This window comes from Paraburkholderia sp. 32 (assembly GCF_050435345.1).
Taxonomy (GTDB): domain Bacteria; phylum Pseudomonadota; class Gammaproteobacteria; order Burkholderiales; family Burkholderiaceae; genus Paraburkholderia; species Paraburkholderia tuberum.
The window spans coordinates 1,422,400-1,445,462 of sequence record NZ_JBNDKD010000003.1; the positions used below are offsets into that span (position 1 = coordinate 1,422,400).

Genomic DNA, 23,063 nt, shown 5'->3' on the forward strand with positions numbered 1-23,063 from the left:
GGCTTTGGCCGCTGACGCTAGCTATGCCACGCTGCAAGACGCACAGCGGAGTCATTAAAGGTCGTCATCCGGCTCTTCGGCCTTCAGCGGCTCGCCCGCGCGACGATCCACCCGCTCGCGCAATTCCTTGCCTGGCTTGAAGTGCGGTACGTACTTCTCAGGTACCAGCACCTTCTCGCCCGACTTCGGATTGCGTCCAACGCGGGAGGGACGGCGGTTGAGCCCGAAACTGCCGAAGCCTCGAATTTCGATGCGATGACCTTTGGCAAGTGCCTCCGACATCGCATCGAGCATCGTCTTCACCGCGAAATCCGCATCCTTGAGAACAAGTTGCGGAAACCGCGTAGCCAGCTGGGCGACCAATTCCGATTTGGTCATACTGCAGCAGACCTCTCAGGCTTACTGGTTCTGGCCGTCGAGCTTGGCCTTCAGCAGCGCGCCGAGGTTCGTCGTGCCGGTAGCGGCTGCGCTCGAATCCGAAGCAGCGAGACCGCGGATGGCTTCCTGCTGCTCAGCCGAATCCTTCGCCTTGATCGACAGGTTGATGCCACGCGACTTGCGATCGATGTTGATGATCATCGCGTTGACCTTGTCGCCTTCCTTCAGCACGTTGCGAGCGTCTTCCACGCGGTCCTGGGCGATTTCCGAAGCACGCAGGTAGCCTTCGACTTCACCCGACAGCTGGACCACAGCACCCTTCGCGTCCACCGACTTGACAGTACCGTCGACGACCGAACCCTTGTCGTTCATTGCAACGTAGTTGCTGAACGGGTCGCCTTCGAGCTGCTTGATACCCAGCGAAATACGTTCCTTCTCGACGTCGATGCCGAGAACGATCGCTTCCACTTCGTCGCCCTTCTTGTACTTGCGAACGGCTTCCTCGCCGGTTTCGCTCCACGACAGATCCGACAGGTGAACCAGACCGTCGATGCCGCCCGGCAGACCGATGAACACGCCGAAGTCGGTGATCGACTTGATGGCGCCGCTGATCTTGTCGCCCTTCTTGAAGTTGCGGCTGAAGTCGTCCCACGGGTTCGGCTTGCACTGCTTCATGCCGAGGCTGATACGACGGCGGTCTTCGTCGATTTCGAGAACCATGACTTCGACTTCGTCGCCCAATTGGACAACCTTCGACGGAGCAACGTTCTTGTTGGTCCAGTCCATTTCCGACACGTGGACGAGGCCTTCGATGCCCGATTCCACTTCGACGAATGCGCCGTAGTCGGTGATGTTGGTGACCTTACCGAACAGACGCGTGCCCGACGGGTAACGGCGCGAGATGCCTTCCCACGGATCGTCGCCCAGTTGCTTGATACCGAGCGAAACGCGGTTCTTTTCCTGGTCGAACTTGAGGATCTTCGCGGTGACTTCCTGGCCAACCGACAGAACTTCGCTCGGGTGACGCACACGACGCCATGCGATGTCCGTGATGTGCAGCAGGCCGTCGATACCGCCGAGGTCCACGAACGCGCCGTAGTCGGTGATGTTCTTGACCACGCCTTCGACGATCGCGCCTTCCTTCAGCGTTTCGAGCAGCTTCGCGCGCTCTTCGCCTTGCGTTGCCTCGATGACAGCGCGGCGCGACAGCACGACGTTGTTACGCTTGCGGTCGAGCTTGATGACGCGGAATTCGAGCGTCTTGCCTTCGTACGGGGTGGTGTCCTTGACCGGACGCGTATCAACCAGCGAACCCGGCAGGAACGCGCGGATGCCGTTGACCATCACGGTCATACCACCCTTGACCTTGCCCGTGATCGTGCCGGTTACGAGTTCGTTGTTGTCCAGCGCCTTTTCCAGCGACAGCCACGAAGCCAGACGCTTCGCCTTGTCACGCGACAGGATGGTGTCGCCATAGCCGTTTTCCAGCGCGTCGATCGCGACGGAAACGAAGTCGCCCGCCTGCACTTCTACCTCGCCCGCGTCGTTCAGGAACTCTTCGAGCGGGATGTAGGCTTCGGACTTCAGACCAGCATTCACGACCACGAAGTTGTGGTCGACACGCACGACTTCCGCGGAGATCACTTCGCCAGCGCGCATGTCCTGCTTGGTCAGCGACTCTTCGAACAGAGCCGCAAAAGATTCGGTATTCGGGGTAGAGGTTTGCAGGTCGGACATAAAAATCAGAGTTTGCATGGTCTTCGCAACGCCTGGCTCACCGGACTGGTCAGCAACTGCGGCAAATACGCGAACGCCACGCGGGGTTAAAGGGTTAAAAAAACAACGCTTCGCGACCATCGCGAAGCACCTACCAACAACAGGACTGCCGCTGTCTGGCCACTACCGCATGACCGTTTCAGTTACGCATGCGGGACCAGCGCTTCATACCATTGCACCACCTGCTCGACCGCCTGGTCGACCGACAATGCGGAGGTATCAAGCAGTTTTGCATCCGCCGCGGGCTTGAGCGGCGCGGCCGCGCGCTGACTGTCACGCTCGTCGCGCTCACGCAAATCCCGGAGCAAGTCATCTATATTAGCAGAAAATCCTTTTTGGATCAATTGCTTATGCCGGCGCGTCGCGCGGGCCTCCACGCTCGCCGTCATGAACACCTTCAGCACGGCATCCTGAAAGATCACGGTGCCCATGTCGCGCCCGTCGGCGACGAGCCCCGGCTCCTTGCGAAACGCCCGCTGACGCGCCACCAGCGCGGTTCGCACCGGCCCGTGAACGGCGATCGCCGAGGCGCGGCTGCCCACTTCCTCCGCACGAATTTCGGTCGATACATCGACGCCGTCGAGCTGCGCGAGCCCCTCGCGAAACGTGATATGGAGGTCGTCGATCAGTTTGACAAGTGCGTCGACGTCGTCCGCCGCGACGCCGTAGCGCAGGCTCGCGAGTGCCGCGAGCCGGTAGAGCGCGCCGCTGTCGAGCAGGTGAAAGCCGAGGTTGGCGGCCACCATCGCGGCCACAGTGCCTTTGCCGGAGGCGCTGGGGCCGTCGATCGTAATGACGGGCGTCTGGTGAAAGGGACGGATCGGTTTCATCTAAAAATGTCGCACATCGGGCGATTCGCACGCGAATCTGGATTGCATCAGGGTTGCGCGAGCGCCGTGAAGCGCTCGAAATAATCCGGGAACGTCTTGCCGACGCACCTCGGGTCGTTGATGCGGATCGGCACACCGCCCAAGCTCACGAGCGAGAAGCACATCGCCATACGGTGGTCGTCGTAGGTGTCGATCGCGGCATTCGGGATGAGCTTTTCGGGCGGCGTGACGACGAGGAAATCCTCGCCCTCCTGCACCTTCGCGCCGACCTTGCGCAGCTCGGTCGCCATCGCGGCGATGCGGTCGGTTTCCTTGACGCGCCAGCTTGCGATGTTGCGCAGCGTGGTCGTGCCGTCCGCGAACAGCGCGGCGACCGCGATCGTCATCGCCGCGTCGGGGATCAGGTTGAAGTCCATGTCGATCGGATCGAGCTTGCCATGGTCGTTGCCGACGCCGCGCACTTCGATCCAGTCCTCGCCCATCTGCAGGTTCGCGCCCATCCTGATCAGCGCATCGGCAAAGCCGACGTCGCCCTGGATGCTCGCGCGGCCCACACCTTCCACTCTCAGCGGGCCGCCGCCGAGCGCTCCCGCGGCGAGGAAATACGACGCCGACGACGCATCCCCTTCCACCATGATCGCGCCTGGCGACTGATAACGCTGCCCGGCCGGCACCACGAACTGGTGCCAGCCGTGACGCTCGACGTCGATGCCGAAGCGCGCCATCAGCTTGATCGTGATCTCGATGTACGGCTTCGAGATCAGCTCGCCGTCGACCTGCACGGTGGTGACGCCGCTCGCGGTGCGCAAGAGCGGCAGCGTCATCAGCAGCGAGGTCAGAAACTGGCTCGACACGTCGCCGCGCACGCGGATCGGCGCGTCGGCCGTGATCTGGGCGGGACGGATGCGTAGCGGCGGATAGCCTTCGTTCTGTTCGTAGTCGATCTTCGCGCCGATCTGGCGCAGGCCGTCGACGAGATCGCCGATCGGCCGCTCGTGCATGCGCGGCACGCCGTGGATCCGGTAGTCGCCGCCGTTCACGGAGAGGGCCGCGGTCAGCGGACGCACCGCCGTACCCGCGTTGCCGAGGAACAGGTCGGCCGTTCGCGCGGTGAACGCGCCGCGCGTGCCGGTCACGACGCAGGTGTCACCGTCGCGCTTCAGACGTACGCCAAGCTTTTCGAGCGCGGCGAGCATCACGCGGGTGTCATCGGAATCGAGCAGGTTCGTGATCGTCGTCTCGCCTTCGGCGAGCGCGGCGAGCAGCAGCACGCGGTTCGAGATGCTCTTCGAGCCGGGCAGACGAATCGTGCCGGACGCACGGGAAAAAGGTCCGAGATCGAGGAATTCCATGATGTGTCCAGTTTCCGGTTATTTGGACGCGTCGCTGGCGGCCACGCCAGCCGCGCGCTGCTCCTGCCACTGACTGCGCGCGACGCGCGAGCGCGCGAACACCGCTTCGAGCGCGGCGCCGTCGCCGGCCTCGATCGCCGTGCGCAGGCGCGCGAGCACCGCGGTATACGCGTCGAGTTCGTCGAGCAGCGCCGCGCGATTGGCGACGCAGACGTCGCGCCACATCTCCGGACTCGACGCGGCGATGCGCGTGAAGTCGCGGAATCCGCCCGCCGCGAACGAAAACTTCAAAGCGGCGTCGGGCGAACTGAGGATCTGTTCGACGAGCGCGAACGACAGCACGTGCGGTAGATGACTGACCGACGCGAACACGCGGTCGTGCTGCTGCGGCGTCATGTCTCGCACCAAGGCGCCGGTGGCGCGCCACATCGCCGCGACGCGCTCGACCGCTTCCGGCGCGTTCTCCGGCAGCGGGCACAGCACGACGTTGCGGTTCACGTACAGATCGGGCAACGCGGCGTCGACGCCGCTCGACTCGCGGCCGGCGATCGGATGGCCCGGCACGAACTGGCCGATCCGTGCACCGAGCGCCGCGCGCGCGGCGGCGACCACGTCGGACTTGGTGCTGCCCGCATCGGTGACGATCGTGTTGGCGTCGAGATGCAGCGCGATGCGTTCGAGCAGCGGCTGTGTCTGCGCGACCGGCGCCGCGAGCAGCACGAAGTCCGCGCCCGCTAGCGCGTCGCGCAGCGCGGCGTCGTCGGTGAGCGCCGCGGCGCCGTCGATCACCCCGAGCGCCAAGGCGCGCTCGCTCGACGCGGACGTCCGTCCCACCCCAACCACCGTGCGTGCCCCGCCGGCCTCGCCGCGTTCACGCAACGCGCGCGCGAGCGATCCGCCGATCAGGCCGACACCGAAAATCACCAGCTTGTTAAAAGAAAACGCGGCCACGTCGCTCACACAATACGGACAATAAGCGCGCCGCTCCTGCCGGCCGACGCGCGGGATCAAGGAGCAATGCTTACGCAGCGGCAGGCTCGGCAAGCGTCTTTTCGAGCGCCGCGAGGAACGCTCCGTTTTCCTCCGGCAGGCCGATCGTGATGCGTAGCCATTGCGGCAAACCGTAGTTGCCGACCGGTCGCACGATCACAGCCTGTTTCAGCAGCGCGAGATTCACCCGGGCGCCGGCTTCGTCGTCACCGCCGACGCGCACGAGCACGAAGTTACCTTCGGATGGCACATATTCGAGACCGAGCTTGTCGACCGCCTCGGTCAGAAGCTTATAGCCCTGCGCGTTCAGCGCCGCGCTCTTTTCCAGAAATGCGCTGTCGTTCAGTGCCGCAATCGCCGCGGCCTGCGCGAGCGTATTGACGTTAAACGGCTGACGCAGTCGATTCAGCAGATCGGTCAAGCCGGGTTGCGCGATCGCGAAGCCGATACGCAGGCCCGCCAGGCCGAACGCCTTCGAGAAAGTACGCGACACCAGCAGGTTCGGATAGCGGCGCACCCAGTCGATCGAGTCATAGCGCTTGTCCGCCGACAGATACTCGGTGTACGCCTCGTCGAGCACGACGACCACATGGCGCGGCACTTTGCCGAGAAACGCCTCGAGCGTCGGACCGTCGACGAACGTACCGGTCGGATTGTTCGGATTGGCGACGAACACGAGACGCGTGTCGTCGTCGATCGCGGCAAGCATCGCGTCGAGGTCGTGACCATAGTGCACGGCCGGCACGACGATCGCGCGCGCGCCGACGCCTTGCGTTGCGAGCGCATAGACCGCGAACGAATACTCCGAGAACACTACCGCCTGGCCCTTCTCGACGAACGCGTGCGCGGCGAGTTCGAGGATGTCATTGCTGCCGTTGCCGAGCGTGATCCACTCGGCCGGCACGCCGTAGCGCGCGGCGAGCGCCGCCTTCAGTTCGAAACCGTTCGAGTCCGGATAGCGGCCGAGGTCGGCGATCGCCTGCGCCATCGCGCGCTGCGCGGATTCCGGCATGCCGAGCGGATTCTCGTTCGATGCCAGCTTCACGATGCTCGCCTCGTCGAGACCAAACTCGCGGGCCAATTCCGAAATCGGCTTGCCGGCGATGTACGGCGCGATCGCACGCACATAGGAAGGGCCGAAAGACGCTGTCATGAAAATCTCCGAACGACGATGGATAGTGAAATATGCGTTCGGGCAGTGCACTTGGCGCCGCCCGGACTGCGCTGCCAGCCCTTACCGGGCGCGCGGATACGAGCCGAGTATTTTCAGGAACGCGGCCTTCTCGCCGAGCCCGGCGAGCGCGGCGGCCACGGCCGGGTCGTCGCGATGGCCTTCGACATCGATATAGAAGTAGTACTCCCACGTGCCGACGCGCGCCGGGCGCGATTCGAAACGCGTCATCGACACGCCGTGGCGCGCCAGCGGCTCGAGCAGCTTGACCATCGCACCCGGTTCGTTCACGACCGACACAATCAGCGAGGTCTGGTCGTAGCCGCTCGGACCGGTCGGCTGCTTGCCGATCATCACGAAGCGTGTGCGGTTGTGCGGATCGTCCTGGATCAGCGCGTTGGTGACCTGCAGGCCGTAGTGGATCGCGGCGCGGTCGCCGGCGATGGCCGCGACGGTCGGATCTTCGGCTGCCATCCGTGCAGCTTCCGCGTTGCTCGACACCGCCTGGCGCTCGAGATGCGGCGCGTTGGTCGACAGCCAGCGCTGGCACTGCGCGAGCGCCTGGGCGTGCGCGCACACGCGCGTGACGCCGGCGAGCCCGTTTTGCGTGAGCAGGTTGTGATGAATCGGCAATGCGAGTTCGCCGCCGATGGTCAGCTGCGTTTGCAGCAGCAGATCCAGCGTGCGCGACACCGCGCCTTCGGTCGAATTCTCGACCGGCACGACGCCGTAGTCGGCGGCGCCCGCCTCGACCGAGCGGAACACTTCATCGATCGACGGGCACGGCAGCCCTTCGATCGACTGACCGAAGTACTCATGCATCGCCTGTTCGCTATAGGTGCCGACGGGCCCGAGGTACGCGGCCTTGATGGTCTTTTCGAGCGCGCGGCTTGCGGCCATGATCTCGCGCCAGATCGCGCTGATGTGTTCGTCCGCAAGCGGCCCCGCGCTCATCTCCTGCAGGCGCGCGATCACCTGCATCTCGCGCTCGGGTCGGAACACCGGTGCGTTGAAATGCTTCTTGACCTCCCCGACTTCGAGCGCGACCGACGCGCGCTGGTTCAGGAGCGCGATCAACTGCGCGTCGAGCGCGTCGATGCGATCGCGCAGAGGTTTGAGTCGTGTATTGAGTTCGTCGTCCATGCGTAAAACGGCTTTGCCGGGTAAATGCTGGAAAAGATGCGCACGCCTGCCGGTCAGTGTGACTCAGGCACTGCGCTGTTCGAATTCCTTCATGTATTCGACAAGCGCTTTGACGCCTTCGAGCGGGACGGCGTTATAAATCGACGCCCGCATGCCGCCGACGGACTTGTGGCCCTTTAGCTGTACCAATCCCCGCGCTTTCGCGCCGGACAGGAAATCTTCGTTGCGCGACTCGTCGACGAGAAAGAACGGTACGTTCATCCGGGAGCGCGAGCCACGCTCGACCTTGTTCAGATAGAAGCTGCTCGAGTCGATCGTGTCGTACAGCAGCTTCGATTTTTCGAGGTTGCGTGCCTCCATCGCCAGGAGGCCGCCCTGCTTCTTCAACCACTTGAACACGAGCCCGGCGATATAGATCGCGTAGGTGGGCGGAGTGTTGTACATCGAATTGTTCTCGGCGACGGTCTTCCATTCGAACGCCGACGGGCAGATCGGCATCGCGCGATCGAGCATGTCCTCACGCACGATCACGACCGTCACGCCGGCCATGCCGATGTTCTTCTGCGCACCGCCGAATAGCACGCCGTATTTGGCGATGTCCATCGGGCGCGACAGGATATGCGACGACGCGTCCGCGACGAGCGGAGTATCGCCGAGGTCGGGAATCTCGAAGGTTTCGACGCCGTGAATGGTCTCGTTGGTGCACAAGTGCACGTAAGCCGGATCGTCCGACAGTTGCCATTCCGAGCGCGCCGGCGCGCGGGTGAAGCCCTCGGCTGTCTTGCCGGTCGCGGCGAGATGCACGCTGCCGTATTTCTGCGCTTCCTTGAACGATTTCTGCGACCACGAGCCGGTGATGACGAAATCCGCGCGCGGTTTCGAGCCGAGCAGGTTCATCGGCACGATCGCGTTTTCGCCGAGTCCGCCGCCCTGCAGAAACAGGATGCGGTGGCTTGCCGGCACCTGCAGCAACTCGCGCAGATCGGTCAGCGCTTCCTCGTGGATCAACATGAATTCCTTGCCGCGATGGCTCATTTCCATCACGCTCATACCACTGCCTTGCCAATTCAGCATCTCGTCGGCTGCCTGGCGCAGCACTTCTTCGGGCATGGCCGCCGGGCCGGCGGAGAAATTAAAGACGCGCATGTGAGGTCCTGGAAGCGGGCGCGAAATAACGAAGTCGCGCGGGAATCGGCGAAAAGAACTGCGAAATGGCTCGCCGAAAAAGAAAATGGCCGTCTGCGCCAGTGCGCAAACGACCATTATCGCATTGTCGCCGCCAACCCGCCACGCCGGGTGGCCCTGCGGGCGCGACGACAGGCAGGCTGATCAGCGCAGCCTGCGCGCGGAATTTACTTGGCAGCCGGCTTGACCGATGCGACTTCCTTGTCGGCCTGGTCACGCGTTGCCTTGATCGATTCCGGCATGTACTTCTGCATCAGACCGTTCACGACGTCGCGACCAACCTGGTCTTGCACCTGGATGAACTTGCGACCGGTCGGGCTCTTGTAGAACGTGGTCAGATCCTTGATTTCCGACGTGCTGTAGTACTTCGCGTACGCGTCGTACTGAGATTGCATCGCGTCCTGACGGAAAGAGTCGGTCGCGAACACCTGGCCCGCGCTGTCCACCAGCTTCGGTACCGCGTTCTTTTGCAGCGTCGGCACGGCGGCCTGCTTCTGCTTGTCCGTCATCGTCTTGTTCTCGGTCAGCGCGTCCGACAGGATTGCCGGAACGAGCTGCTTGGCCTGCATCTGCGCGCTGTTGCCGATTGCGCCAACCAGCTTCTGCGCATCGATGGCGTCGAGCAGCTCCTTGATGGCAGCTTGCTTGGCCGGATCAACCGGTGCTGCTGCGGCAGCCGGAGCCGCAGGCGCCTGGTTCTGCAGCGCTTGAGCCATGGCGAAGGTCGGCACGATGGCAGCCAGCAACATCAGTTGTTTGAATCGTTTTTGCATCACTACTCCCTAAGAGAAATTAACTTGAACTGCACGCCACACGGGAAAGCGTACCGGCCCGATACGCGGTGACCCGCAGCGTAGCTTCAACGTATTAACTGAGACTGAAAGCCGCTGGCACGGATCAAGCCGCGCCGCCGCCCTCACCGCCGTTATCACCTTCAGCGGAGCCGTCGGAATCGCTTTCCGACTCGCCCTCGGCCTCCGCTACCTGTTGCAGACCGGACAGCTTGGTCCCTTCGTCAAGGCTGATGAGTGTAACACCTTGCGTTGCGCGTCCCATTTCGCGAATTTCCGACACGCGCGTGCGAATCAGCACGCCCGTCGTGGTAATCAGCATGATCTGCGCTTCCGGGTCCACCAGCGTCGCGGCAACGACCTTGCCGTTACGCTCCGACGTCTGGATTGCGATCATGCCCTTCGTGCCGCGGCCGTGACGCGTGTACTCGGTGATTGGGGTGCGCTTGCCGTAGCCGTTCTCGGTTGCGGTGAGCACCGACTGCTGCTCGTCGTCGGCCACCAGCAACGCGATCACGTTCTGGCCGTCCTCGAGTTGCATGCCGCGCACGCCGCGCGCCTCGCGGCCCATCGGACGTACGTCGTTTTCGTCGAAACGCACTGCCTTGCCCGAATCCGAGAACAGCATCACGTCGTGCTGGCCGTCGGTGATCGCGGCGCCGATCAGGTAATCGCCCTCATCGAGACCGACCGCAATAATACCCTTGCGCAACGGCCGGCTAAATGCTTCCAGCGGCGTCTTTTTTACCGTTCCCAACGCGGTCGCCATGAACACGAACTTGTCGGCCGAGAACTCCTTGACCGGCAGCACGACCGTGATCTTTTCGCCTTCTTGCAGCGGGAACATATTGACGATCGGCCGGCCGCGCGAATTGCGCGAACCCTGCGGCACTTCGTAGACCTTGACCCAGTACACACGGCCGCGGTTCGAGAAGCACAGGATGTGGTCGTGCGTATTGGCAATGAACAGCGTGTCGATCCAGTCGTCTTCCTTCATGGAAGTGGCCTGCTTGCCACGACCACCGCGCTTCTGGGCTCGATATTCGGACAACGGTTGCGATTTCACGTAGCCCGCGTGCGACATCGTCACGACCATTTCCTGCGGCGTGATCAGGTCTTCGGTGTTCAGCTCGGTCGCGTTCAACTCGATCTTCGAGCGACGCGCATCGCCGAATTCGGCCTTGATGGACGCGAGTTCGTCGACGATGATCGCCGAAATGCGTTCCGGGCGAGCCAGAATGTCCAGCAGGTCAGCGATCTGCGCCATCACGTCGCGGTATTCGCCGATGATCTTGTCTTGCTCGAGGCCGGTCAGTCGCTGCAGGCGCATCTGCAGGATTTCCTGCGCCTGCGTATCGGACAGACGGTAAAGGCCGTCGGTCTGCATGCCGAACGACGGGTTCAGTCCCTCCGGACGATAAGCTTCGCGACCGCCCGCCGACGCGTTTTCCGACTCGGCGCGTGACAGCATTTCGCGCACGAGCGACGAATCCCACGCGCGCGACATCAGCTCCTGCTTGGCGATCGGCGGTGTCGGCGCGGCCTTGATGAGCGCGATGAATTCGTCGATGTTCGCGAGCGCAACCGCGAGACCTTCGAGCACGTGACCACGTTCGCGCGCCTTGCGCAGTTCGTAGACGGTGCGCCGCGTCAGCACTTCCCGGCGATGCGACAGGAAGCACGTCAGCATTTCCTTCAGATTCAGGAGCTTCGGCTGGCCGTCGACGAGCGCGACCATGTTCATACCGAACGTGTCCTGAAGCTGGGTCGCCTTGTACAGATTGTTCAGCACGACCTCGGGCACTTCGCCGCGCTTCAGCTCGATCACGACGCGCATGCCGCTCTTGTCGGATTCGTCGCGGATGTCGGAAATGCCTTCGAGCTTCTTCTCGTTGACGAGCTCGGCGATGCGCTCGAGCAGCGAGCGCTTGTTCACCTGATAGGGCAGCTCGTCGACAATGATCGCCATGCGCTGGCCACGGTCGATTTCCTCGAAGTGCGTCAGCGCGCGCATCACGACGCGGCCGCGGCCGGTGCGATAGCCGTCGCGCACGCCGGCCACGCCGTAGATGATGCCGGCGGTCGGGAAGTCGGGCGCGGGGATGATCTCGATCAGCTCGTCGATCGTCGCTTCCGCGTTTTTCAGCAGATGCTGACACGCGTCGACGACTTCATTGAGGTTGTGCGGCGGGATATTGGTCGCCATGCCGACCGCGATGCCGGACGAGCCATTGATCAGCAGATTAGGGATGCGCGCGGGCAGGATGGCCGGCTCGTTCTCGCTGCCGTCGTAGTTCGGCGCGAAGTCGACCGTTTCCTTGTCGATGTCGGCCAGCAGTTCGTGGCCGATCTTCGCCATGCGGATTTCGGTGTAACGCATCGCCGCGGCATTGTCGCCGTCGACGGAACCGAAGTTCCCCTGGCCGTCGACGAGCATGTAGCGCAGCGAGAAGTCCTGCGCCATCCGTACGATCGTGTCGTAGACAGCGGTGTCGCCGTGCGGATGGTATTTACCGATGACGTCGCCGACGATACGCGCCGACTTCTTGTAGGCGCGGTTCCAGTCGTTGTTCAGCTCGTGCATCGCGAACAGCACGCGCCGGTGCACCGGCTTCAGGCCATCGCGGACATCGGGAAGCGCTCGCCCTACGATCACGCTCATCGCGTAATCGAGATACGAACGGCGCATTTCCTCCTCAAGGGAGATTGGCAGAGTCTCTTTGGCGAATTGATCCATTATCCGTATCTTTTACGTGCGAAGGCGGGGTTTCGCCGCGTCTTCGCGTAAGCATTGCAGGCGCAACGCATCACGCGATTCTAACATGCCACGAATCCACGCCCGACGAAGGTACGTATACATATTAGAGGGGCACCCGCCAACACCTCGCCGATCGCACAATTTCAGTCTCGTCAGGCTCGATTCCTGCGTGGGACCAATCCGCCGCTCAGCCAGAGCCGGCGGACCGCTCAGACGAAAACATTTGTTGCGCATGCACCACAATTGGAGGGGGATTTGATCGGGGGCGGATTTTTTTTTCGTCGGAAGGGAACGATATGGCAAAATGCCAACGCACAAAGAGTCAGACACTGCTCGAAGTCTACACAAACGGTTTTTGTTCCGCACCAATGTTATACTTCGAGCAATGTATGACTGGTCTTCGTCAACAGGCTCGCAGTAAACCTGCGGTAATCTCAATTTCGAGAGGAGAAATATGAATAAACTTTCAAAGCTCGCGTTCATTGCAGCTACCGCAGTTATGGCTGCATCCGCCATGGCGCAGTCGGTGCCGGCGTCGCGACAAGCTACCAACGACAACTGGGTGAATGGTACTGGCGAATACGTGTGGATGAACGGCACGAACGAGCTTTGCTGGCGCGATGCATTCTGGACGCCCGCAACGGCTAACGCCAAGTGCGACGGCGCTCTGGTTGCTCAGGCTCCGACCCCGCCGGCACCGGTCCCTCCGCCTCCGGCTATCTCCAGCGAAAAGATTACGTATCAAGCTGATGCGCTGTTCGACTTCGACAAGGCAATCCTGAAGCCGGCCGGCAAGGAACGTCTGAGCGAACTGGCATCGAAGATCCAGGGCATCAACCTCGAAGTCGTCGTCGCTACGGGCCACACCGACCGTATCGGTTCCGTCGCCTACAACGACCGTCTGTCGCTGCGTCGTGCTCAAGCTGTGAAGGCCTTCCTGGTCAGCAAGGGCGTCGAAGCCAACCGTATCTACACGGAAGGCAAGGGTCCGCGCAACCCGGTTACCACCGGTTGCAACCAGAAGAACCGCAAGCAACTCATCGCCTGCCTCGCACCGGACCGCCGCGTGGAAGTCGAAGTTGTCGGTACGCCGAAGCAGTAAGCTGGAAAATTACCGCAGTATCGAAAGCCCCGCTTCGGCGGGGCTTTTTTTATGCGCGGGTACCGCGGCCTGGCGTGATGCGCGACGCAGGAGGGTCCCGCTCAGCTACCAGCGGCTCGCAGCTTGCATCAGCGCCCGCTACCCGACGCGCTTTTGCCGCTCTTTCTCTCGCCCTATATACTCAGGGTTTATCCTCGAGCGTCCGCTCACCGCTTTCATCGAGGCAGCCTTCACCATGACCAACGCCGATCCTCACGAACTACAGAAATTCAGCGACCTCGCGCATCGTTGGTGGGACCCGAACGCCGAATTCAAGCCGCTGCACGAACTGAATCCGATTCGTCTAAGCTGGATCGACACCCACGCCCATCTCGCCGGCAAAAAGGTGCTCGATATCGGCTGCGGCGGCGGCATCCTGTCGGAATCGATGGCAGGTTTGGGCGCTCATGTGAAGGGCATCGATCTGTCGACGCAGGCACTCGGTGTCGCCGATCTTCACAGTCTTGAAAGCGGTGTAACCGTCGATTACGAAGAAATCGCGGCTGAGGCGCTGGCCGCACGCGAACCGGGCACCTATGACGTGATCACCTGCATGGAAATGCTCGAGCACGTGCCCAGGCCGGCCGCGATCGTCGAGGCCTGCAAGAATCTCGTGAAGCCGGGCGGCTGGGTGTTTTTCTCCACGCTGAACCGCAATGTCAAGTCGTATCTGTTCGCGGTGATCGGCGCCGAGTACATCGCGCGAATGCTGCCGATGGGCACGCACGACTACGCGCGCTTCATCCGCCCGTCGGAGCTCGCCGGCTTCGTGCGCGCCGCCGAGCTGCGCACGGCGGACATCAAGGGCATCGTGTACAACCCGCTCAGCAAGCTTTTCGCGCTGTCGTCCGACACGGGCGTCAACTATATGCTCGCCTGTCGCCGCGACGCCTGAATTGCCCGAACCGCCCCGATCCGCCGTATCCGAAACGAACAATGAGCGACCCGACTCCCCTGCCGCAACGCGAACACAACGACGACACGCTCGGCTTTTGCCTCGCCGTGCTTTTCGACCTCGACGGCACGCTTGCCGACACGGCGCCCGACCTCGCGGCCGCCGTCAACAAGATGCGCCACGACCGGGGGCTCGAGATGGTGCCGCTCGAGAAGCTGCGCCCGCTGGCTTCAGCCGGAGCGCGCGGACTGATCTGCGGGGCGTTCGGCATCGGGCCCGATCATCACGAATTCTCATCGATGCGCGAGGAGTTTCTCGCGAACTACGAAGCAGATCTGTGCATCGAGACGACGCTCTTTCCGGGTATCGCGGAAGTGCTCGACGAACTCGACGCGCGCGGCGTGCGCTGGGGCATCGTCACGAACAAGGTCGCGCGGCTCACGGAGCCGCTCGTCGCGCAACTCGGGCTCGAGGAGCGCGCCGGCTGCGTGGTGAGCGGCGACACGACCCCGCATTCGAAGCCGCACCCCGCGCCGTTGCTGCACGCGGCGCGTGAGCTGGACATCGCGCCGGAGCGCGTCGTCTATATCGGCGACGATCTGCGCGACGTGCAGGCCGGTTTTGCCGCCGGCATGAAGACCGTCGCCGCGGCGTACGGCTATTGCGGCAACGACATTCCGCCGACACGGTGGCACGCGCAACACGTCGTCGAATCGACGGCCGAGTTGCAAACCCTGCTGCGCGACATCGGCTGACAAAGTCAGACAGATCGGCTGAAGGTCCCGTCCCGCACTCTTGTTAACCATGCTGCACCATTCAGCGGCCACCAAAGACGCACGACGCGGCCCTCGATCTATTGTAAAATCTCCTTTGGCTCACATATGTGAGCAACGAACCGCGGGGGCGACCTGGTTTCGACAGGGGTTGCGAAGCGGCTAGGGCATGTCGAGGACCCGTCACCTCGTTAATCAATGGGAAAAACGTAACTGCAAACGACGATACGTTCGCACTGGCAGCCTAAGGGCCGCCGTCCTCTGCCTAGTTCACTGACGGGCTAGTGTCGCAAGACCGGTAGCAATACCGACAGAGGTCATATACGTCAGTTAAGCCTTGGCGGCGTCACGACGTCCGGGTCGAAAATTTAGTGAATCGCCGTAGCGCAGCGTGTTCGTCCGCGTCGCTCCGGTTAAATCAAAAGACAGAACTAAACATGTAGAACTGGTCGTAGAGGACTTCTGGACGCGGGTTCGATTCCCGCCGCCTCCACCAAATACCTGGAACGTTCGCGATGAACGGCCCCAAAAAACCCCGGTAGCGTAACGCTGCCGGGGTTTTTTATTTTCGGCACCGTCCGCGACGCTTTGCGGGCCGGCCACACGTCTCCCCTTCACTCAGCGGGGACGCACAACACGCCCCGGTAAATCCGCGGCCGCTGCCTATACTCGTAGCTCGAAGCGAATCGTCACTCGTCAACCACGTCGCCAAAACAGGAGCCTGCGTCATGCGCAAGACCATCGCTCTGCTGGCCCCGCTCGCACTCGCCGTGCTACACGCCGGTGCCTTCGCCGATCCGCCCAAACTGTCCGACGGCCGCTTCGTCACCGCTGACGGCATGACGCTCTACACGTTCGACAAGGACACCACGCCCGGCGTCAGCGCCTGCACCGGCGCTGCATGAGCAACTGGCCGGCGGCCACGGCGGCGCCGACCGACAAGCCGTCTGGCGACTGGACGCTGATCCCGAGCGCAGACGGTAAGCAACAATGGACGTACAAGGACCATCCGCTGTATCACTATGCGACCGACAAGCAGGCGGGCGATGCAAAGGGGGACGGCTTCAAGGAAATCTGGCACATCGCCAGGCCATAAGAAGCCACTCCGGCCGGCAACTGGGCCGCCATCGCCCCCGCCACAAAGCACAACGCCGACCCAAGGGCCGGCGTTACGTCAAACCTCGAAGCTCGAGCGAAGCCCGAGCCAATTCTTATTCGTCTTTCGGGCACTGCAGATTGCAGCCATTCGGGTCTCCCATGTCGCCGCGCTTGCGCGCTTGCGAACGTCGGCCGTGCTGATACTTGTCCGACGGGGCGGACGCGGCGAATGGCATCTGCGGATGCTCGTTAATGCGGAATTCGTCGGTCAGGATGCCACCCGGCACGCCAGGCGAATTTTGCGCGTAAGCGACGGAGACGGTGGCACAGAGCACACCAGCCGCGGCAGCGGCGGCACATGCATGGAGAAGAGCTTTCATGTCGGTTCAGCGCGGCTTGGCGCGCGGTAGAGGCGGATACGAAGCCAAGAGAGTAGCCGAAACCGGCGCGCTGCGCAGCCGCGCACGCCGAGCGCCACCGCTTTTCTGGTTACAGGCTCTTACTCCGCCGTTACGCGAGCGCGCCGCCGAGCCCCTCGTCCAGATCGACGAGCCTGCCGCAGTCGCACGGATCGTAGCCGGCGAGCTGCTCGACGCGTTGATGAAACGCGCTGCCGCGCAACAGGTTGATCACCGTCGCGAGCGGCGCGCGAGAGAGGTGCGCGCGATCGCACGCGAAGTAATAGTCCTCGTCGACGATCGGAATGAAGTCGAGCCCGAAATGATGCGCGGCCGGCTCGACGCCGAAGCCTATGTCCGCCATGCCGCTCGCGACGAACGCCGCGATCGCCGAGTGCGTCAGCTCGGTCGACGCATAGCCGTTGACGCGGTCCGGGTCCACACCGACCTGTCGCAGCGCGAGATCGAGCACCATCCGCGTACCCGAGCCCGGCTGGCGGTTGACGAAACGGATGTCGTCGCGCGCCAGATCGCCGAGCCCGCCGATCCGCTTCGGATTGCCCTTGCCGATGAACAGACCCTGCTTGCGTCGGGTCAGATGCACGAGCACATGGCGTTGCGGATCGAGCCAGCGCCGGTAGGTATCGGCGCACACCGCGCGGAACTCGCCGAGCGGCAGATGAAAGCCCGCCAGATCGCACTCGCCGCGCGCGAGCGCACTGACCGCCTCGGCGCTGTCGCGGTACTTGATCTCGACCGGCAGATCGTTGGCGACCAGCGCCGTAACAAGCGCGGCCACCGCGTAACCGTGCGACGCGTGGATGCGCACGTCATCGGCGGGGGGCGCAAGCCAGCGGTTCAGATCGCTCGCCACTTCGCTCGCGAGCGCCTGCAAATTGCCGTCGAGCCGCTCGCCGCAGAGCCGCTGCCCGCGCAGCACCGCGTGACCGAGCTCGGACAACACCGAGCCGCGCCCACGCTCTTTCGCGATCAGAGGACCACCAAACCGCTCCTCGATGCTGCGCAGCAAGCCCCATGCGTGCCGATAGGACAAACCCTTAAGCGCCGCGGCCTGCGCAATGCTGCCAGATTCATCGACGAGCGCGAGCAGCGGCACCACGTCAGACAGGCTGGCCTCGCGGCCGTCCGCGCCCTTCACCACCAGCTCGACCTGACATTCGATCCTGACCATATATGTTTGACCGTTTCCTATTGCGCGCGCCGGTCGGCCCGCCTATCTTTCGGCTATACCATGTCGAATAAGCGAAGCATACGTGCGCGTATTATGAATAACAAGTGCATATATCGCTTTGGAGGAGCCCCCTTTGGACGATTCTCTCGCCACGGCGCCGGATCAGCTCGTGCAACGTCACGCACAGCCGGGCCGCACACTCATCACGATCCTGCACGCGATCCAGGACGAACTCGGCTTTGTGCCACCCGCGGCGGTCGGACCGCTCGCCCGCGCGCTGAACCTGTCGCGAGCGGAAGTGCACGGCGTCATCACTTACTACCATCACTTTCGCACCTCACCGGCCGCGCCCGTCACGGTGCAGCTTTGCCGCGCCGAAGCGTGCCGCAGCATGGGCACCGAGGCGCTGGCCCAGCACATCGAGGCGCACACCGGTTGCCGCTTCGACGCCGGTCACCATGACGGCGCAACGGTGGAACTCGAATCGGTGTACTGCCTCGGCCAATGCGCGCTGTCGCCGGCGATGATGCTCAACGGCACGCTGCACGCGCGCATGTCGCCGCAAAAATTCGACGCGCTGTTCGCCGCTGCCCGCAAATGCGTGGAGGTGCCGGCATGACGCGCATCTATGTTCCGCGAGATTCGTCGGCGCTCGCGCTCGGCGCCGATGCGCTGGCCGAAGCCATCGCCAGCGAAGCCGCGCGCCGCGGCATTGCGATCGAACTGATCCGCAACGGTTCGCGCGGGTTGCTGTGGCTCGAACCGCTCGTCGAAGTTGCGACGCCCGAAGGCCGCATCGGCTATGCGAATGTCGACGTGGAAGACGTCGCCGCGTTGTTCGACGCGGGCTTCGTCGGCGGCGGCGAGCATGCGCGGCGCGTCGGCGTGGTCGACGAGATTCCGTATCTGAAGAAGCAGCAGCGCCTGACCTTCGCGCGGATCGGCATCACCGACCCGCTGTCCATCGACGATTACGTCGCGCACGGCGGCCTCGAAGGCCTACGCAACGCCCTGCAAACCGACGGCGATGCCGCCTGCGAAGCGCTGATCGAATCCGGTCTGCGCGGCCGCGGCGGCGCGGCCTTCCCGGCCGGCATCAAGTGGCGCACGGTGCGCGGCGCGAAAGCCGCGCAGAAGTACGTCGTCTGCAATGCCGACGAAGGCGATTCCGGCACCTTCTCCGATCGTCTCGTGATGGAAAGCGATCCGTACGTGCTCATCGAAGGCATGATCATCGCCGGCGTCGTGACCGGCGCGACCGTCGGCTACATCTATGTGCGCAGCGAATACCCGCACTCGATCGCGACGCTCGAAGCTGCCATCGCCCGTGCGCGCACAGCCGGCTGGCTCGGCGACAGCGTGCTCTCGAGCGGGCAGCGTTTCGAGCTGTTCGTCGCGAAAGGCGCGGGCTCGTATGTGTGCGGCGAGGAAACCGCGATGCTGGAATCGCTCGAAGGCAAGCGCGGCATCGTCCGCGCAAAGCCGCCGGTGCCCGCACTCGTGGGTCTCTATGGCCAGCCCACCGTGATCAACAACGCGATCACGCTCGCCACCGTGCCGATCATCTTCGCGCGCGGCGCCGCGTTCTATAAAGACTTCGGCATGGGCCGCTCGCGTGGCACGCTGCCGTTCCAACTGGCCGGCAACATCAAGCGAGGCGGCCTCGTGGAACTCGCGTTCGGCGTGACCTTGCGCCAACTGCTCGACGACTTCGGCGGCGGCACCGCGAGCGGCCGGCCGGCGCGCGCGGTGCAGGTCGGCGGTCCGCTCGGCACCTATCTGCCGCCAAGCCAGTGGGACATTCCGATGGACTACGAGGCGTATGCGGCAGTCGGCGCGGTGATCGGCCACGGCGGTCTCGTCGTGCATGACGACACCTCGAATCTTGCCGAGCTCGCGCAATACGCGATGCACTTCTGCGCGCTCGAATCGTGCGGCAAATGCACACCGTGCCGGATCGGCTCGACGCGCGGCGTCGAGGTGATCGCGCGGATTCGCAACGGCGACACGTCGACGCGTCAGGTGCAATTGCTGCGCGATCTGTGCGACACGATGGTAGCCGGCTCGCTGTGCGCGATGGGCGGCATGACGCCGTATCCGGTGCTGTCCGCGCTCGATCATTTCCCTGAAGACTTCGGTCTCGCCGCCGATCCCACTGCCGACCACGCCACCAAAGCGGCCGCGGCCTGACTCCAGGAGTTCACCATGTCCGACCAGTTCAACCCCCCTGCCGGCGCCCCGAAGGAAGCCCCCCTGGGGGGCGGCTGCGGCTCAGGCAACTGCGCGTGCAAGTCGCAAGCCCAGGCACGCGCCGCCAACGCGTTCGCCGACGACACCGACTACGGCACCCCCGCCCGCCACTCGGACGTCGACGTGACGCTCGAAATCGACGGCCAGGCGGTGACCGTACCGGCGGGCACGTCGGTGATGCGCGCGGCGGCTGAAGCTGGCGTCAACGTGCCGAAGCTGTGCGCAACCGATTCGCTCGAACCGTTCGGCTCATGCCGCCTGTGTCTCGTCGAAATCGAAGGACGGCGCGGCTATCCGGCCTCGTGCACGACGCCGGTCGAAGCCGGCATGAAGGTGCGCACGCAGACCGACCGTCTGCAGTCGCTGCGTCGCAACGTGATGGAGCTGTACATCTCCGACCATCCGCTCGATTGCCTGACCTGCCCCGCCAACGGCGACTGCGAACTGCAGGACATGGCGGGCGTGACCGGCCTGCGCGAAGTGCGCTACGGCTTCGACGGCGCGAATCATCTGAAGGACCAGAAGGACGAATCGAATCCGTACTTCACGTACGACCCGGCGAAGTGCATCGTCTGCAATCGCTGCGTGCGCGCGTGCGAGGAAACCCAGGGCACGTACGCGCTGACGATCACCGGACGCGGCTTCGAATCTCGCGTCGCGGCCAGCGAGAACCAGCCGTTCATGGAATCGGAGTGCGTGTCGTGCGGCGCCTGCGTGGCCGCGTGCCCGACCGCGACCTTGCAGGAAAAGTCCGTCGTGATGCTCGGCCAGCCCGAGCACTCGGTCGTCACCACCTGTGCCTATTGCGGCGTCGGCTGCTCGTTCAAGGCAGAGATGAAGGGCAACCAGGTCGTGCGGATGGTGCCGCACAAGAACGGCCAGGCCAACGAAGGCCATGCATGCGTGAAGGGCCGCTTCGCGTGGGGCTACGCGACGCACAAGGACCGCATCAAAAAGCCGATGATCCGCGCGAAGATCACCGACCCGTGGCGCGAAGTCAGCTGGGACGAAGCGATCTCATACGCGGCATCCGAATTCCGTCGCATCCAGGCGAAGCATGGGCGCGATTCGATCGGCGGCATCACGTCGTCGCGCTGTACGAACGAGGAAACCTACCTCGTGCAGAAGCTCGTGCGCGCCGCGTTCGGCAACAACAACGTCGACACCTGCGCGCGCGTGTGCCACTCGCCGACCGGCTATGGTCTGAAGACGACGCTCGGCGAATCGGCTGGCACGCAGACGTTCGCCTCCGTCGACAAAGCCGACGTGATCATGGTAATCGGCGCGAATCCGACCGATGGCCACCCGGTGTTCGCCTCGCGTCTGAAGCGGCGCGTGCGCGAGGGTGCGAAGCTGATCGTCGTCGATCCGCGTCGGATCGACATCGTCGATACGCCGCACGTGAAAGCGTCGCACCATCTGCAATTGCGGCCCGGCACCAACGTCGCGATCGTCAACGCGCTCGCGCACGTGATCGTCACCGAAGGCCTGCTCGACGAAGCGTTCGTCGCCGAGCGCTGTGAAACCCGCGCGTTCGAACAGTGGCGCGATTTCGTCGCGCTGCCGGAGAACTCGCCGGAAGCGACCGAAGCGGCGACCGGCGTGCCCGCGCAACAGGTACGCGAAGCCGCGCGCATCTACGCGAGCGCCGGCAACGCCGCGATCTACTACGGCCTGGGCGTCACCGAACACGCGCAAGGCTCGACGATGGTGATCGGCATCGCGAACCTGGCGATGGCGACCGGCAACATCGGCCGCGAAGGTGTCGGCGTGAATCCGCTGCGCGGCCAGAACAACGTGCAGGGTTCGTGCGACATGGGCTCGTTCCCGCACGAGCTGCCCGGCTATCGTCACATCGGCGATCCGCTCGTGCGCACGCAGTTCGAAAACGCCTGGGCCGTCACACTGCAACCGGAACCTGGCCTGCGCATTCCGAACATGTTCGACGCCGCGCTGCACGGCAGCTTCAAGGGTCTGTACTGCCAGGGCGAGGACATCGTGCAGTCGGACCCGAACACGCATCATGTGGCGGCGGCGCTGTCGTCGATGGAATGCATCGTCGTGCAGGACATCTTCCTGAACGAGACCGCCAAGTATGCACACGTGCTGCTGCCCGGCTCGTCGTTCCTCGAAAAGGACGGCACGTTCACCAATGCCGAGCGCCGCATCTCGCGCGTGCGCAAGGTGATGCCGCCGCTCAGCGGCTACGCGGACTGGGAAGTCACGCTGCTGCTGTCGCGCGCGCTCGGCTACGAGATGGACTACACGCATCCGTCCGAGATCATGGACGAAATCGCGCGGCTCACACCGACCTTCCACGGCGTGTCGTACCAGAAGATCGACGAAATGGGCAGCATCCAGTGGCCATGCAACGAGGACGCGCCCGACGGCACGCCGACGATGCACGTCGACACCTTCGTGCGCGGCAAGGGCAGGTTCGTGATCACGAAGTTCATTGCATCGCCGGAGAAGGTCACGCGCAAGTATCCGTTGCTGCTGACGACCGGGCGCATTCTGTCGCAGTACAACGTCGGCGCGCAGACGCGCCGCACCGAGAATTCGCGCTGGCACGACGAAGACCGGCTCGAACTGCATCCGCACGATGCCGAGGAACGCGGCATCAAAACCGGCGACTGGGTCGGCATCGAATCGCGCGCGGGGCAGACCGTGTTGCGCGCGAAGGTGACGGAGCGGATGCAGCCGGGCGTCGTCTATACCACGTTCCACTTCCCCGAATCGGGCGCGAACGTGATCACGACCGACAGCTCCGACTGGGCGACCAACTGCCCCGAATACAAGGTGACCGCGGTGCAGGTGATGCCGGTCGAGCAGCCGTCGCAATGGCAGAAGGACTATTCGCGCTTCAATAGCGAACAGCTCGAACTGCTGAAGCAGCGCGAGCTGGCCAATGCGGCCGCGGCCGTCACCGCGGGCAAGTGAGG

18 protein-coding genes, 1 other RNA gene and 1 pseudogene are annotated in these 23,063 nt (G+C 63.6%); 8 read left to right on the top strand and 12 right to left on the bottom strand.

Annotated elements, in window-relative coordinates:
* Positions 1-54 precede the first annotated feature (54 nt).
* The 10 genes from OKW26_RS29190 to gyrA all read right to left on the bottom strand — a co-directional run bounded on the left by OKW26_RS29190 (position 55) and on the right by gyrA (position 12,353).
* Positions 55-378 carry an integration host factor subunit beta gene (locus tag OKW26_RS29190; RefSeq protein ID WP_006050255.1) on the bottom strand — a complete coding sequence of 108 codons (324 nt, stop codon included), beginning with the start codon at positions 376-378 and terminating at the stop codon, positions 55-57.
* 21 nt (positions 379-399) lie between these two features.
* Positions 400-2,133 (bottom strand): 30S ribosomal protein S1, encoded by a 1,734-nt coding sequence (rpsA, locus tag OKW26_RS29195; protein ID WP_008921410.1) that lies wholly within the window; start codon positions 2,131-2,133, stop codon positions 400-402.
* Between the two features lie 164 nt (positions 2,134-2,297).
* Positions 2,298-2,984 (bottom strand): (d)CMP kinase, encoded by a 687-nt coding sequence (gene cmk / locus OKW26_RS29200; RefSeq protein ID WP_429355949.1) that lies wholly within the window; start codon positions 2,982-2,984, stop codon positions 2,298-2,300.
* 47 nt (positions 2,985-3,031) lie between these two features.
* Positions 3,032-4,336, bottom strand: coding sequence for a 3-phosphoshikimate 1-carboxyvinyltransferase (aroA, locus tag OKW26_RS29205; protein WP_262419968.1), 1,305 nt, complete (start codon positions 4,334-4,336; stop codon positions 3,032-3,034).
* Positions 4,337-4,354: 18 nt separating this feature from the next.
* Positions 4,355-5,296 carry a prephenate dehydrogenase gene (locus OKW26_RS29210; RefSeq protein ID WP_184028740.1) on the bottom strand — a complete coding sequence of 314 codons (942 nt, stop codon included), beginning with the start codon at positions 5,294-5,296 and terminating at the stop codon, positions 4,355-4,357.
* Positions 5,297-5,357: 61 nt separating this feature from the next.
* Positions 5,358-6,479 (bottom strand): histidinol-phosphate transaminase, encoded by a 1,122-nt coding sequence (gene hisC / locus OKW26_RS29215; protein ID WP_429355950.1) that lies wholly within the window; start codon positions 6,477-6,479, stop codon positions 5,358-5,360.
* Between the two features lie 81 nt (positions 6,480-6,560).
* Complete coding sequence (gene pheA, locus OKW26_RS29220; RefSeq protein WP_018421374.1) at positions 6,561-7,640, bottom strand: prephenate dehydratase; 1,080 nt, start codon at positions 7,638-7,640, stop codon at positions 6,561-6,563.
* 63 nt (positions 7,641-7,703) lie between these two features.
* Positions 7,704-8,786: a 3-phosphoserine/phosphohydroxythreonine transaminase gene (gene serC, locus OKW26_RS29225; RefSeq protein WP_429355951.1), complete on the bottom strand. Its 1,083-nt coding sequence runs from the start codon at positions 8,784-8,786 to the stop codon at positions 7,704-7,706.
* 206 nt (positions 8,787-8,992) lie between these two features.
* Positions 8,993-9,598, bottom strand: a complete 606-nt coding sequence (locus OKW26_RS29230) for a DUF2059 domain-containing protein (RefSeq protein ID WP_184027684.1) — start codon at positions 9,596-9,598, stop codon at positions 8,993-8,995.
* A gap of 124 nt (positions 9,599-9,722) precedes the next feature.
* A complete protein-coding gene (gene gyrA / locus OKW26_RS29235; RefSeq protein ID WP_429355952.1) occupies positions 9,723-12,353 on the bottom strand; it encodes a DNA gyrase subunit A in 2,631 nt (876 codons plus the stop codon).
* Positions 12,354-12,828: 475 nt separating this feature from the next.
* Between gyrA and ompA the strand changes: the two genes are divergently transcribed.
* The 5 genes and pseudogenes from ompA to OKW26_RS29260 all read left to right on the top strand — a co-directional run bounded on the left by ompA (position 12,829) and on the right by OKW26_RS29260 (position 16,279).
* Positions 12,829-13,476 (top strand): outer membrane protein OmpA, encoded by a 648-nt coding sequence (ompA, locus tag OKW26_RS29240; protein ID WP_090801331.1) that lies wholly within the window; start codon positions 12,829-12,831, stop codon positions 13,474-13,476.
* A 235-nt stretch (positions 13,477-13,711) separates the two neighbouring features.
* Positions 13,712-14,410: a bifunctional 2-polyprenyl-6-hydroxyphenol methylase/3-demethylubiquinol 3-O-methyltransferase UbiG gene (gene ubiG / locus OKW26_RS29245; protein WP_429355953.1), complete on the top strand. Its 699-nt coding sequence runs from the start codon at positions 13,712-13,714 to the stop codon at positions 14,408-14,410.
* A gap of 41 nt (positions 14,411-14,451) precedes the next feature.
* Positions 14,452-15,165, top strand: a complete 714-nt coding sequence (gph, locus tag OKW26_RS29250; RefSeq protein WP_429355954.1) for a phosphoglycolate phosphatase — start codon at positions 14,452-14,454, stop codon at positions 15,163-15,165.
* A 144-nt stretch (positions 15,166-15,309) separates the two neighbouring features.
* Positions 15,310-15,679, top strand: a transfer-messenger RNA (tmRNA) gene (ssrA, locus tag OKW26_RS29255).
* A 232-nt stretch (positions 15,680-15,911) separates the two neighbouring features.
* Positions 15,912-16,279, top strand: a pseudogene (locus OKW26_RS29260) (COG4315 family predicted lipoprotein).
* Positions 16,280-16,394: 115 nt separating this feature from the next.
* Here the strand turns inward: OKW26_RS29260 and OKW26_RS29265 are convergent.
* Entirely contained in the window at positions 16,395-16,661 is a 267-nt protein-coding gene (locus tag OKW26_RS29265) for a hypothetical protein (RefSeq protein WP_018421395.1), read from the bottom strand.
* 130 nt (positions 16,662-16,791) lie between these two features.
* Complete coding sequence (locus OKW26_RS29270) at positions 16,792-17,871, bottom strand: substrate-binding domain-containing protein (protein ID WP_187614509.1); 1,080 nt, start codon at positions 17,869-17,871, stop codon at positions 16,792-16,794.
* Positions 17,872-18,004: 133 nt separating this feature from the next.
* On the opposite strand from OKW26_RS29270, the gene OKW26_RS29275 reads away from it, so the two are divergent.
* The 3 genes from OKW26_RS29275 to fdhF are packed head-to-tail and all read left to right on the top strand — an operon-like array spanning position 18,005 to position 23,061.
* Positions 18,005-18,490: an NAD(P)H-dependent oxidoreductase subunit E gene (locus OKW26_RS29275; RefSeq protein WP_429355955.1), complete on the top strand. Its 486-nt coding sequence runs from the start codon at positions 18,005-18,007 to the stop codon at positions 18,488-18,490.
* Positions 18,487-20,061: a formate dehydrogenase beta subunit gene (locus tag OKW26_RS29280; RefSeq protein ID WP_429355956.1), complete on the top strand. Its 1,575-nt coding sequence runs from the start codon at positions 18,487-18,489 to the stop codon at positions 20,059-20,061. The genes OKW26_RS29275 and OKW26_RS29280 overlap by 4 nt, the downstream gene beginning before the upstream one ends.
* A 15-nt stretch (positions 20,062-20,076) precedes the next feature.
* The gene (gene fdhF, locus OKW26_RS29285) at positions 20,077-23,061 is read left to right on the top strand and encodes a formate dehydrogenase subunit alpha (protein ID WP_429355957.1); all 2,985 of its coding nucleotides are present in this window, start codon (positions 20,077-20,079) and stop codon (positions 23,059-23,061) included.
* Positions 23,062-23,063 lie beyond the last annotated feature (2 nt).

Bases quoted from the DNA above. Each gene is read 5' to 3' on its own strand.
- fdhF (WP_429355957.1), top strand. From the start codon at position 20,077: ATGTCCGACCAGTTCAACCCCCCTGCCGGCGCCCCGAAGGAAGCCCCC.
- aroA (WP_262419968.1), bottom strand. From the start codon at position 4,336: ATGGAATTCCTCGATCTCGGACCTTTTTCCCGTGCGTCCGGCACGATT.
- OKW26_RS29190 (WP_006050255.1), bottom strand. From the start codon at position 378: ATGACCAAATCGGAATTGGTCGCCCAGCTGGCTACGCGGTTTCCGCAA.
- gyrA (WP_429355952.1), bottom strand. From the start codon at position 12,353: ATGGATCAATTCGCCAAAGAGACTCTGCCAATCTCCCTTGAGGAGGAA.
- serC (WP_429355951.1), bottom strand. From the start codon at position 8,786: ATGCGCGTCTTTAATTTCTCCGCCGGCCCGGCGGCCATGCCCGAAGAA.
- gph (WP_429355954.1), top strand. From the start codon at position 14,452: ATGAGCGACCCGACTCCCCTGCCGCAACGCGAACACAACGACGACACG.
- pheA (WP_018421374.1), bottom strand. From the start codon at position 7,640: ATGGACGACGAACTCAATACACGACTCAAACCTCTGCGCGATCGCATC.
- hisC (WP_429355950.1), bottom strand. From the start codon at position 6,479: ATGACAGCGTCTTTCGGCCCTTCCTATGTGCGTGCGATCGCGCCGTAC.
- OKW26_RS29280 (WP_429355956.1), top strand. From the start codon at position 18,487: ATGACGCGCATCTATGTTCCGCGAGATTCGTCGGCGCTCGCGCTCGGC.
- OKW26_RS29230 (WP_184027684.1), bottom strand. From the start codon at position 9,598: ATGCAAAAACGATTCAAACAACTGATGTTGCTGGCTGCCATCGTGCCG.
- OKW26_RS29270 (WP_187614509.1), bottom strand. From the start codon at position 17,871: ATGGTCAGGATCGAATGTCAGGTCGAGCTGGTGGTGAAGGGCGCGGAC.
- cmk (WP_429355949.1), bottom strand. From the start codon at position 2,984: ATGAAACCGATCCGTCCCTTTCACCAGACGCCCGTCATTACGATCGAC.
- ubiG (WP_429355953.1), top strand. From the start codon at position 13,712: ATGACCAACGCCGATCCTCACGAACTACAGAAATTCAGCGACCTCGCG.
- rpsA (WP_008921410.1), bottom strand. From the start codon at position 2,133: ATGCAAACTCTGATTTTTATGTCCGACCTGCAAACCTCTACCCCGAAT.
- OKW26_RS29265 (WP_018421395.1), bottom strand. From the start codon at position 16,661: ATGAAAGCTCTTCTCCATGCATGTGCCGCCGCTGCCGCGGCTGGTGTG.
- ompA (WP_090801331.1), top strand. From the start codon at position 12,829: ATGAATAAACTTTCAAAGCTCGCGTTCATTGCAGCTACCGCAGTTATG.